Annotated in this window: 5 protein-coding genes and 1 pseudogene; 1 reads left to right on the top strand and 5 read right to left on the bottom strand. The window is 43.9% G+C overall.

Features of this window, described 5'->3' with window-relative positions; all coding sequences use genetic code 11:
* Positions 1 to 149: 149 nt before the first annotated feature.
* Positions 150 to 2,462 carry a helix-turn-helix domain-containing protein gene (locus AC0YN6_RS08485; protein WP_475746327.1) on the bottom strand — a complete coding sequence of 771 codons (2,313 nt, stop codon included), beginning with the start codon at positions 2,460 to 2,462 and terminating at the stop codon, positions 150 to 152.
* A gap of 498 nt (positions 2,463 to 2,960) precedes the next feature.
* On the opposite strand from AC0YN6_RS08485, the gene AC0YN6_RS08480 reads away from it, so the two are divergent.
* Complete coding sequence (locus AC0YN6_RS08480) at positions 2,961 to 3,332, top strand: helix-turn-helix domain-containing protein (RefSeq protein ID WP_475746326.1); 372 nt, start codon at positions 2,961 to 2,963, stop codon at positions 3,330 to 3,332.
* A 104-nt stretch (positions 3,333 to 3,436) separates the two neighbouring features.
* On the opposite strand, the pseudogene AC0YN6_RS08475 reads toward AC0YN6_RS08480, so the two are convergent.
* The 4 genes and pseudogenes from AC0YN6_RS08475 to AC0YN6_RS08460 all read right to left on the bottom strand — a co-directional run.
* Positions 3,437 to 3,604, bottom strand: a pseudogene (locus tag AC0YN6_RS08475) (hypothetical protein); the annotation flags it as partial.
* A 154-nt stretch (positions 3,605 to 3,758) separates the two neighbouring features.
* Positions 3,759 to 4,829, bottom strand: a complete 1,071-nt coding sequence (locus AC0YN6_RS08470) for a HupE/UreJ family protein (RefSeq protein WP_475746325.1) — start codon at positions 4,827 to 4,829, stop codon at positions 3,759 to 3,761.
* A 98-nt stretch (positions 4,830 to 4,927) separates the two neighbouring features.
* Positions 4,928 to 8,827 (bottom strand): cohesin domain-containing protein, encoded by a 3,900-nt coding sequence (locus AC0YN6_RS08465; protein WP_475746324.1) that lies wholly within the window; start codon positions 8,825 to 8,827, stop codon positions 4,928 to 4,930.
* Positions 8,828 to 9,154: 327 nt separating this feature from the next.
* Positions 9,155 to 12,913: an immunoglobulin-like domain-containing protein gene (locus tag AC0YN6_RS08460; RefSeq protein ID WP_475746322.1), complete on the bottom strand. Its 3,759-nt coding sequence runs from the start codon at positions 12,911 to 12,913 to the stop codon at positions 9,155 to 9,157.
* Between the last annotated feature and the right edge of the window lie 36 nt (positions 12,914 to 12,949).

Raw genomic sequence — 12,949 nt, 5'->3', positions numbered from 1 at the left:
TTAATTTAAGGAGCGGACAATTTTCGTCGGACATGAAATTGGAGAGGTTCAGATCGCAGAATTCATAGCGGACACTTCTTAATAAGCGGACAAAAAAGGCGTCCGCTGTTTGGTCTCAAGACCGCACAGAGAAACGCCTTTGGTTTCATTCAAAATTTGAGATAAGTCGTGGGTGGAACCCCCATCACTCTTTTGAAAGCTCTCCGGAATGTTCGATCACTGCAGTATCCAATCATCAACGCAACATCTTTAACCTGTGCCTGCCGACTCTGGAACAGCTCGCAAGCACGTTGTATTCGTAAACTTTCCACGTAATCGCTAAAAGTCATCCCCAGATGATCTTTAATAAATTGGTACATTGTCGCTTCCGTTGTTCTAAATTCTTCGGCCACTATGAACAAGGTTATATCGTCACGCGTATAGTTCTGGTGAATGAAGTTCTCCACTTGATCCCGCAGCTCTGTTTTGGCAGATTGGTTTTTCTCATGAACCACTTCACAGCATTCCAGATACGCTTCACCGATCCGTTGGAAAAGCTCCTCAATGCTGTCTTTTCTCTGCAACTCTCCAATGGTCAGTTCACTAATTGCTGTATCTGTTGTTTGGTCCAACCCTCTGGATACCGAACCAATCACCAAATAGAGAAACTGCTCACCATTCAGCACGGTTAAGTTCCGTTTTTCGAAATTTTCTGTATACAAAAGCGCTAATACTTGCTCCACATCCGTTCGATTACCCAATTTTATACTCGTAATCAATCTTAGCTCCAGATCAATTGGGTAGTAATACTTTTCACCTTCTTTTGGAATGTCCTCATAACGGGTGAACCTCTGCCCGTGATCTTTGCTTGACGTGTATTCAAGCGCCTGCTTCGCCTCGAAATAAGACACACAAATATCTCCTATTCCCTTATAGGCCGTACCAACGGCAAAAGACAATTGTAATCGGCTTCGACTATCCATACTCCGGGACAGACTTTCAATAATCAATTGCGCTTCTTCGTTTCCATCTTGACGTTCCTTGTCTTCGTCATTGAATCCGATAATAAGAGCGAATTTATTCTCATCGATATCGTAGCAATAATACGTCAAGTGACTCATGGAACGATCAATTGCATTTTTAATGACAATGTTAAGCATACGAACTTCTTCGAGAGGGGGGTCGTCCGCCATTTTTTCCGTTTCATCAACGCGTAAAAGAATCACGAAGAATTTCCGGGCAGTCATTTCCAAGCCGACCCTCCTTTGGAATATCTCAATTTCTTTGTCATCAACAAATTCGCCATACAGCAGCCTACGGAAAAAAGCTTGCCGGAGAAGTGGGATTTGCTCTTCTACCTTCTCATGCAGCAAATGGTAATTACCGATCAAACGGGAAATGGAATCGTTCAAATAATCGTATTCATTAGCGTATCGTTCCTCCTCGCTACCGAACCAATCCCGTAACTGCTGCTGCAATTCTTTGATTGGTTTCGAGTTGCGATAAGCCTGGAATAGTGCCAGCACAATACCTAACACCAGCGTCAAGATCGCCGCTGTCACTATAATATCTTTAATGTATTTCACTTTGGACAGCACCATAGCCGCAGGTATGGCAGATACATAGCTCCAACCGTTCAGGTCAGAAACCGTTCGTGAAACGTACAATTCCTCTTCGCTTGCCGGTCTATAGAACCCTCCTTCGAAAGAACTAGCGGCAAGCTCCTCCGGTGTCACTTTCGTCTTTCCTGAAGAAATCGATGTGATGACTCGTCCCTCTTCATCACAAATGTAAACCAATCCGCTTTCTCCAATGTCTAGACGAGTCAATAATTGATCGATTTTTTCCTTATCAACCAGAACCATAACGACACCGAGCGGATTTCCGACAGAATTGAGGGGAAACGACCGCAGATTAAATAGCACTTGACGCTGTTTCTGATCCAATGTCACTTGACCGCCGGGCAAAAATTTAGATATATGAAAACGGTCCCAAAGCATTCGTTGGAATTGCTGACGATCTAGGGATGCATCTTTACCAAACAAGCTCTGCCAAAACCTATCCATATCAGGAAATGCCGTATCCGAAGATAGCACAAAAGAATTGCCGCGGAAAAATACATAGTAATTAGGGATAAACGTATTGACTCCGATGAATTGTGAATTGTAGTTGACCGCTTCCCATACATGATAATACATCGGTGAACCCTCCTCGATCATCCCGGCGTTCATGAGAGAATTCATCTTCGGACCAAGTGAGATTTGTCTGCTAATCGCATCAATCTCCCGAAGACGGGCATCCATAATCTCTTTCGTCTGCTCCAGAATAGTCAAATTATGTTGCATCGCATCATTCTTGACCGTCCGAACCGTTTCACTGTATACAAAACTGCCGATCAAAAGCGGTACGATCAATACCAAAGCGTACGAGATCGATAGTTTCCAAAACAACGGCCGCCGAATTCGTTTTATTTTTAAAGCCAAAGCATTCCCTCCTTTTCCCTCGATTGAAATCGCTTACATATATCTCCCAACTGATATGTTTATCTCATGAGGTGACATTATCAGCTTTAGCCTTGCCAATTTCTTGAGCTGATACTTTATCGTCTAGAGCTTAACATGTCGTCATATATTACCTTTATTTTACATTAATGTCACACGAACAATTAGGTTCAGTATAATCTATGTGTACGATTGAGTCTATCATGACTTATGCAGTTCAATCCAATTGATGGGAAATCAGTAGCCGTGATGCCAGACTAACACTTAATTTTTGGCTTAGACTTTATTTTCTTCTGACAAAAAATATGAAAATACCACTGTGGCACCCTTATACACTCAGGTCTCTCCGAATCATATAGCATAGAAATATTTTAATATTTTCTGCTACTTCAAATCATCCACTTAAATTGTGTTAAGCGGTTTCTTAATGTTCGTTTAATAGAGAGTAGTCAACAATGATGTGAGGACGGAGGGGTTGCAATGATCGGAGAACGTATTAAGATGCAACGCAAGAGAAATGGCTTATCACTGACCGAGCTCTCTAAAAGAGCCGGTGTCGCGAAATCTTATTTAAGCTCCATTGAAAGAGGGCTTCAACAAAATCCTTCGATTCAGTTTCTGGAAAAGGTAAGCGCTGTATTGAAGGTTTCAGTTGAAGAATTTTTGAATATCGACCAGTCTGAGCAAAAGGTTGATCATCTTGAACATGAATGGTTCGAATTGGTAAGAGAGGCTATGGCTTCTGGTGTCAGCAAGGATCAGTTTAAACAATTTTTGGAATTTAACAAGTTTGCTTCTGTGTATAACTCATTAAATAAAAACCATTATCCACAAACACTGAATGAAAAGTAGCAATGCTTACGCCTTGCAAGATATAACCATACTCCCCTCACCCGCCCCTTTGGTGAAAAAAAGGATGCAGTGCTGATCAAATCAGCCCTCCATCCTTTTGTATGTTACCCTAGAATAGCGCTGTCGCGAAGTGTAACTACCGGCTCTTGGGGACCATGTAGCTCAAACAGCACGAGTTCGTTCTCTCCTTTACGGAGAAGAGGTCCCGGGATGTACAACGTTTTCTGCGGCCCTACCGTTTCCCAATACCGGCCAAGATTGAAACCGTTGTAGAAGGTCGGCTTGCCATCGCATTCCATTTCCCCAGATGTATATTCTAACATCGACAAATCTTCCAGTCTGTAATAACCGAATTGCTATGCCTCCAGACGCTCTGTATAAGCAAGAATACTGCTGGCTCTCTTAAATTGTTCAACTAATGCCTCATTACAATCTTTGTATAAACCAATAAAATGCCAGTACAAAAATAAGGCAAGACGTTGAGATCATCATTTTACGATACCATGGGAATCTTCGCAGCCATATCAAGCTTGGAAGCAATAGGCATAGGATCATTAGCTGGCCCGCTTCCACACCTAAATTAAACGTCAAGAGTGAGCCAAGCAGATTGTGCTCTGGAAGTCCTCTTTCGGCCAGCGCTCCAGCGAAGCCCATGCCGTGAATCAGGCCAAATAAGGCTGTCAATATCCACCGCCATTTCGCCTTTTGAACAAACAGATTTTCCACTGCCACATAACAGATCGACAGGGCAATCAAGACTTCAACCCAAGACGGAATGACGTGAATCCGGCCTGACGCCACCAAAAAAAGGGTAATGCTGTGGGCAATTGTAAACGCGGTAACAATCTTCAACGCATCCTTAAAGCGAGGTGTGATTAATACTAAGGCTAACAAAAACAGCAAATGATCATAGCCGATTAAAATATGTTCGATTCCAAGTAAAAAGTATTTCCACAGGACAGAGCCCATAGAGTAGCCAATCTCGGACAGAGGCAAGGTTACCTGAATATCTTTTCTATTATTTTCAAGAATATCCTGATAGAAAAAATCCCCTGAACGGACTGAGAGTATACTCTTATGAAAGGGCGCATCTTCATACACCAGATTGTAATGCATATAAAATTGTTCGATCGCTTCATCGGCAGTAAATTTTAATTGCAACACTACGCCTCTTGTGACACCTTTCGTTACCGCTTCCATCGAAAACAATTCCATCGTCAAGGGCTGTGAATCGACATCTATTCGAAGATCTTTCTGTAAAAACGCTTCGATGCCTTCCTTTTGTGAGGACAGTTCCTCGTTATCCATATTATTATCCTTGTTGGCATCAAATTGCACAAGCAAGTCTCTTTGATCAAAAAATAGTTCATAGTTAATCTCGTTTCCTTTAACGTCTATCGCCGAGTAACCCATACTTTCAGAATGCGCTAGTACAGGTGTAGAAGTCCCGAAAAATAATACGATGATTAACAAGGATAGGATAGTTCGTAAGGTCATCTGTTGTGCCTCTTTTCATAGAATGGAGCAAGTCTATGAGAGGAAGACAATAGATATTCCTCTCATAGACTTTTTACCCAAACATTTTCATAGTAATTTTATTGCAGTATCGCTTTAGCTGCGATTGCAAGATCTACAATATCCACCTTACCGTCATGATTTACATCCGCTTTCTCATTCCATCCCGCCTGATCTTGTTGTTTGCCGTAAGTCGCTGCAACAATAGCCAAGTCTCCAATAGAAATTTTTCCATCTGCATTGACATCCGCATTGATTTTCTTGGTGTCAAACACTTGAATGGCCTCTTCCAATGCGGCTTTCGCACTATCCACTTGCTGCTGAGTGGCATTCGGATCGTTTGCAGTCGTTTTGGCCGCATCGATTGCCGACTGCAATGGCGCTTTGGAGCCATTCACATACTGGCCGTGCTCATTGCCTTCCACTGCTGCATCGTACTTGGCCTGAGCGCTTGCGATCAAAGCGGTCAAAAGTGACTTGTCTACAGGTTTACTAATTTGTATCTCGTGGGAGGCTCCGCCGACCTGCAGTTCATTCCCCTGTCCATTGGCAATCACAACATTGTCGACAGAAATTGTCGTCATATTGGTTGCCTGAGTCACAGATTTGGCCGTAAATTGGAATGAGAGCAGATCGCCTTGGGCAAGTACCCCTTGGTTTGCTTCCACGCTTGCAGTAATAATCCGAATTTGACCCGGCGCTGTCTCCTCTTGGTCAATGACTTGGAATCCATCTTTCAACGATGTAACCGAATCGAATTGCAAATCCGCTGGATCATAGTGCAGCGTCAAATCTTGGGCATACATTCGCTCGTATACACTTTCTGTTACGCTGGTCAATCCCATCGTCAGATTGAAGGTTTGACCAGGGCTCACCTGCTGTAAACCTGTCAATGTAGACTGAGGCATTGTTGGCGCAGACAGCACAGTTACGCTGATGCTAGTTGTCAATGTTACGTTGTTCGGATTTGTCACACCTACAGGCAAGGTTACCGTTCCATTTACCGTGAAGGTCTGTTCTATCTTTTGAGATGGATCATAGTTTGCAGCATCTACATTCCATGTCACATTGGCATTCTTACTTCCTCCATCGGTAACCAGTTCCACGGTGGAAGGCAAGCCAAGAGCTGCCGTAGTCTTTTCTGTTCCGTTAGCCAATCCTTGGATGGCCGCGGGCTCTGTTATGCTCGTTAACGTCACAGGTTGAACGACTTCGAATGACTTGCGATCCACTACCGTATAACCGTCATTGAGCAAAAAGAGCACATCATACATACCTGGGGCCAGCCCGCTGGTTAAACTCACTCTCCCGTTGCCAGGACTTAAATAATTCCAATTGATCGATACACCGGCACCTGGAGGAACAGCTCCGGTTCTGTAGATGCCGGCCCAATCCTTCCCATTTGATGCTGCTCCAAAATAGGATAGGGTAATGGCTTCCCCTTTCATGTACTGGGCTTTGTCTAGGATTAAAGATCTTTCTCCAGCCGCAAGAACAGTTACGTCAATGCTTGTTGTCAATGGCACGTTGTCCGGGTTATCAGCTCCGGAAAGCAGGGTTACGGTCCCTGGAACCGAGAAGGTCTGAACCGTCTTGATAGCCGGATCGTAGCTAACGCCGCTTAAATCCCAATTCACACTTGTGTCCACATTTCCTCCATCGGTTACAAGAGTTACTTTTATGGGCAATCCAAGACCTGTCGCAGTTTTGAGCGATCCATTGCTCGCATATACCGCTGCAGGAGCAGTAATACTGCTTAATTTCGCACCCTCGGTTGTAAATTCAATATCCTGATGCGAACGGTTATACATGGAATCCGCGGCGAATACCCTGAGTAAATATGGTGTTTTCGGCAATAAACCTGGAATCTTATACTGCCTATATACATCGAATGGGTTGTCCAGCGGCAGCGAAAGGCTGTTGAACGATTTGTCCACATCCCCCGTGAGCTTGTTGAGAAGCTCAACGTTATATTCCAACACGCGTACATTATCATCTGCTTGCTTCATTGTAAAATTAACTTCGTTGCTCTTGACGGAATCAAGCTTAATCTGCTCATCAAACTGCGGAGGTATGAGTTCTCTTATATCTTTCTGGCTATAAGTAAAGGCATTTCTGCCACTGCCAGAGTTTACGACACGAGGTATGCCTACAAATTCATTAGTACTTAAGTTATACTGTTTGATAATAATTTTTGGACCGTACACCTCTAAGAAATTCACGATGCGAGGCGTCGTTTTATAATTAATGTACGATCCTTCTATATATCCGCCGTACGGACCGGGATCGATGTAACTAGAATAGGACGACGCACCGGAATCGAGATACGTAGCCGAACCTTGATAGAGAGAGCGTTCGTCGGTCGGGTCGTATTGCGTATGGCCAGAAAAATATACGACCTGTGACAAATCATTGTCGGCAATATATTTACCAACAGCATTACTTCCCGCGCTGCTCCATCTCTCTGACCACACGGTTCCACTTATAGGGAAGTGGGACATGACAAATATGGGTTTTGTCGGATCGTAATCTGCTTCTTCTGTAATGGTCTTGAGATAATTATTGGCTTTCCCTACTGTATTCTGATTGTTGTAATTCGCGTCAAATCCGACGATATTATATCCTTTTACCTTGACCCGATAAGCAGAGTTAAAGAAATTGTTATCGTACGATTGCGTAGCTTCGTTCCACGCGCCCGCCGAACCGATAGGTATTAAGTTTTCGGCGCCGCCCATATCATGGTTGCCTCTAACCATCAACAACTCTGTTTTATCAAATAAACCCTCATTTTGAAGCTTTTCGTACACCTTTTTCATCTCGCCCATCCACACATATTCACCGGCATTGTTACCTCCGGTAACGTCGCCAGGAATCAACATGACATCGGACTGCGGGAATACGCCCATCGCTTTTCTGAAGTCTTCTTCCACGCGCGCGATTGCCGCGGGATTGCCGCTGATTTCCGTGTCGCTGTTCACCGTTACATTTAGATCGGGAGGAGTTGCTGTTTTATTGCTTTTTTGGTAGATGAATATCGCGTTGTTTAATTCACGTTCGTAATAATTGATCGTTTCCTGTGTATAAAATTTTACGGTTCGCGTGGTTGCAACCGTATTTGCATAATCATGAACCTTGTTCAAATAATCAAAATCGGTTTGGCTGAAGCCGTTGCCGAGACCGGCTTCCAAGATGGTATTGGCTTCGGCTATTGCGTTGTTAAGCGCGTTCACATCTACTTCATGTCCGGCGTAGCTGTTGTAATTCGCTTGAATCGCATCACTGCCGATTGCGCCCTTCCAAATCATCAGATCGGTGATATCGAATGCATTGCCGCCGTGGTTGCCGAGTCCGTCGCTGCCGATATGCAATGGATTCGACGTATCTAAAGATCCGTACCTCAGCGATGTTTCAGCCATTTTGTAAGCATCAATATAAAGCGACGCGAGCATTTTGTCTCTATCTACGACAAAAGTCACGTAGCGCCAATCGGAAGCGTCAAACGTGTTACGTCCAAAGGAAATGTTCTTTACTTTTGCCGTCGGGAATCCAAAGTTCATGTTGACCGAATTGGCGGATGTGTAAATCGCCCAGCCTGCGTTAGAGCCGTTGCTAAAATCCTTGTTGGATAAGATGACCTGATTATTGTTCGTATCGCCCTTATACCAGAAGGATACGGAGAAGCTTTCTTCACCTACATTCATACTGCTCGCGGTTCCGACATAATTACCGTTTCCGCTTTCTAAATGCAGAGCATTGGTCCCGGATAATACACCGTCTACAAAACTATAATCTCCATGCGCTTCCAACGGTTGGTCCGGATTGGCATCGTCTTTTAAATGATTATCGAATGTAATCGATGCCATAAGAGGAGGGGCATTTAATCCTTCGTTCGCGGGCAATGAGGAGTTACCGTATGCAGTGCTCGATAACATACCGATCATCATCGTTAATACGAGGGTAAATGATAAAATTCTTTTCACTAGAAAAAACCTCCATATTTTAAGGTGCTTACTCACAACTCTCTCTAGCAACTTTCGCGCCAAGATTCCAAACCATGTTATTGGTAAAACTAGATTATACTGATCCCTCCTCAAACCGATCATGACGATACCTGTGTATATGTATTTTGCAGGCCAAATAACGACATGATCGCACAACGTCTATTGCGATAATTAACGGTCATTTCAATCCGTAAGCACCACCTCCTAAAAAATTGTTAAGTATTCGTATCTCACGCCCATGCTGAGCGTACATAGTAAGAGGTCCATGCGCTGCACATGGACCTCTTTGTTTGGCAGGATCCCCTATTATTCCATCAATAGAGATGCAATCTTCGCAAGATCCATAATGTCGATTTTGCCGTCCTTATGCAGATCGAATTTCTGGACATTATCCCAATCCGAACTTTCCTTGTCTTTGCCATAATGAGCGGCTGCCATCGCCAAGTCTCCAATGCTTACCTTCTCATCCCCGTTAAAGTCGCCCGGCAGACCCGGCTGCTGCGTGACCTCAATTTGCATAGCCGCCGGTTCGGCTTCGATTTCCAGCCCGCTGCCGTCGCCCAATATCACTCCGGAAACGGCGATCGTTCCCATCTGGCTGCTTGTCACGTCCTTCGCTTCGAACGTCAGCTCCAGAATATCCGCATCCTCCGCGACGGCATGCGCCGATCCTTCGCTCGCGATAATGAAGCGCATCACACCGGCCGACAGTTCTTTCGTCTCCACAACGCTTACCCCTTCAATTAATGAGGCGGCATTCTTAAAGTCAAAGAGATTCGCGTCGTATTCAATCGTAATATCTTGGGCAAAAATCTGTTGCGACAGTTCGCTTAATCCGTACTTCACTTTAAACGAGCCGCCCGTGTGCACGGATTGCGGTCCGGTTATCGTGGCCGCATCCGGAGTCGGAGTCACAGCTTCCGCTTTAACCGTTACATTAAATACTTTCGTCTTGCTAACCGCGCCTTTCGTTACCGTCGCCGTAAGCGTCAACGTGACATCACCTTGCGCCGCAGTTGGACGAACGAGCAGCTTCCCATCATGACCGATGTAAGCGTCATTCGAGCTCAACCAAGTTACAACGGTGTTATTTAGACCCGCTACTGGCAAGCTGATATCCCCCATAACTGCGCTTGTATCACTCAATGCTAGTGCTGCAAGTGCACCATCAACCGCTGCTATATTCGGGTCAGTATTAAGCTTTGTGAAAGTATATGTTTCACCCGCGTCTGTTTTGAACGTGTATAAAGTAAATCCTGTATGATCTTCAGTTTTCGAGGTGATCTCTACAGGTGAATTATGGCTATCGGTCACTACCATGCCTGATGCCCATGGGGACTGAACCACAACTTGCTTGCCTTTTTCGCTTTTTATATTGGCAGATACTACTTCTCCTAGTTGTGAATCGTAGCTACCTGAAACCAAGAATGCGCCAAAGGCTCTTAAATCAACAAACTCTGCATTACGATTCTTTGGCCATACGGGGAATAAACGGATTACTCCGTCATGACTTTGCATGAGCATGGTATTAATCGCTTCAAGCGCTGCAAGTCCTTCGATGCCATGTTGATTGGGATTAATGGTCAAATTGTTCCTAAAGCTTTCGACATCATTGTTTGCATCTACATAATGAGCTGAACCATCTAATCTATCTTTAAGTTTTTGTAGAATAGTGTTACCGTCAAATCCAACTCTGGCGGCCTGGGTAAAGATACGTGTGAATGCATTGGCCTGATACCATGTTGGATTATTTCCACTATTGAGCATCGAGACGGTATTTCTTCCGATTTCCAGCAGATTCGGGTCAGAGGCTAGACTTAGATAATTACCCGGAAATACCGCATCAAGAACAACAGGGTTATCCCCAGGGCCCATCAAACTCATTTTTCCAGTTCGAGCCAAAGTCTCTGATTCACTAAAGGTAGTCTGCCCTTGGAACTGAACGGTTGGCAGCGGGGCAAGATTTTCTGCGCGATGTTTCCAAATTTCCATTCTGGAATCAGAAATTGTGATACCTCCTGCCCGAAGTGCAGATAATACCCCCTCATCACTTAGAAAAGAATATAATTGATTGATAAGTGCTAAATCTGTAGCTGAGTTTTTGTCAGGTGCGGTTCCACCATCCGAAGTAATTTCACGAGCTGCAGCATTCATCACCTCATAATAATGAGTGGTAGCGTTATATTTTAGATTTTTATCGTTTTCCCAAAACTCTGCTGTGGCATCTAATAACGGCCAAGCGGTATTAACTAAGAAATCATCATCCAAGGTCATGCGATAATTCCATATAAAACTTGTTAAAATATAGGCTGCATTGCTTTTTTGCTGCCAATCATAAAATAAATTGAACCACTGTTTAATTTGTGTTTTATACAAAGCTCCCGTTAAGCCCTTTTGGATTGCATAATTTTTTGCCGCTGGCAAACCCCTAAGCGCGCCTTCATAATACGGAATGGCTGTTTCATACCTGTTGCTGGAATAAGCGCCCCACCACGGTGCTTCAAAGTTGTAGTTAGTGGTGTAGTCGTTTCCCCACAAATCAGAATCATCTACACGCCAAGGACCACAGATAGACATGCCTGCTCCCCCTGCCCTAGAGCCGCTTCCTAAAGCATAAAGGGATCCGTAGTAGTACTTCATCAAGAGCTCGTCGTTGAGCTGAACATAAGATTTTGACCAATATTTCTCCCACCAATCCTGATGAAAAGAATACAACCTGTCAATATCAGATTTGTCTGCAATAGCGTTCAGTTCTTCAATAACTTGGTCAGTTGACTTAGCAGAGAATTTCCCGCCTCCGATTGCTGTTATCACATACACACTCCCTGTTGCGGGCAATGTAAAGCGCAGGGTGCCCTGGCTAGAAGCGTTAGACTGTATATCAGTTACATCAGCGCCAATAACCTTTGATGCCACTGTCACTGTCTCGTCTGCTTTTCTGGTTACCCATACCCCTTTATTTTCATCCAATATTCCTGCACTGGTTACTCTTCCACCGTTGACCATAGCCTTTAGAGTCAGCTTGACTTGTTGCTGGGCTCCTTCGATGCTAGATAATTGGGTAATAAGATAATTTCCATTATCTGTTGTCCAAGAGGTTGTTGAAACAGTACTTTGGGTTGTAATAGGCAACACCGCTTCTACCTGTGCTTTTAATATGTTCTGCGTTTGAGAATATAAAGTCTTATCCACCGGATTTTCAACTGATTGGGATGATTCAAACAGCATAATCTCGTGAATTCGTGCACGGTTGTTGGGAGCTCCTTGCCAAAAATCTGCGTTCTTACCGCTTCGTGTAATATATAATCTCATATATTGAAAATTAACAGCTGTTTCAAGAGAAATAAGGTTAATATCATCTGTGTTGTCTGTATACTCTTTCATATCTACCCAGTCAGCAGAATCAGCGGCTTCACTGCCCGTTGGTATTCCTGTCCCCTTCCAATACTGCACTTTAAATTTATTAGTATTTACAATTAGCTTATTTTGCTCTGGTCGCAGGGCACCGTCGTGATAAATCTTGATTGCCTCCACGGTTTTTGATTCTTTGAGATTCAGCATCAGCCAATGAGTTGCATCCACTGTACCCGGGTTAGATGCCCACTCTTTATCTGTATTTATATTGAGGATTCCATCAACCACCATAGATGGTGGAAAAGAACCTGCTGCTCCAAAATTCGCATAACTGCTAGCCGTTGCAACTGCACCGGTTGCCAGGTTCTCAACTCCATCGAAAAAATCTAGATCCAACTCACCTACATATTTAATGTTATGGCTTAGATCGCTTTTAGAAATGTGAAATGCTTGTTTGTTAAGCGATCCTCCTGAAACAACTGCAATATCGCCATTTCCGAGAAGCGGTCCATCTGGGATGCCTCTTTTCTGCGAAAGAGATGGAGGTGTTGTGTATTGGGACTTAATAGACCCAACTATAGCCTTCACAGATTCACTGCGATTCTCTAATGCAGCTGCTTGCACGGCAATCGGAGTAAATCCTGTTACTACTGAACCCATTAGTGCGCACACCATTATGAATGACATGATTTGTTTATAATATTTACTCATTCACTATTCCTCCCGTAATAAAATTTTTTATTACAA

The organism is Paenibacillus sp. J22P15 (assembly GCF_056269345.1).
The sequence above is the reverse complement of the archived record's forward strand: the minus strand, read 5'-3'. Positions and strand labels throughout refer to the sequence as shown.

Excerpts from the sequence above, each read along its gene's own strand:
- AC0YN6_RS08480 (WP_475746326.1), top strand. The coding sequence starts at position 2,961 with ATGATCGGAGAACGTATTAAGATGCAACGCAAGAGAAATGGCTTATCA.
- AC0YN6_RS08470 (WP_475746325.1), bottom strand. The coding sequence starts at position 4,829 with ATGACCTTACGAACTATCCTATCCTTGTTAATCATCGTATTATTTTTC.
- AC0YN6_RS08460 (WP_475746322.1), bottom strand. The coding sequence starts at position 12,913 with ATGAGTAAATATTATAAACAAATCATGTCATTCATAATGGTGTGCGCA.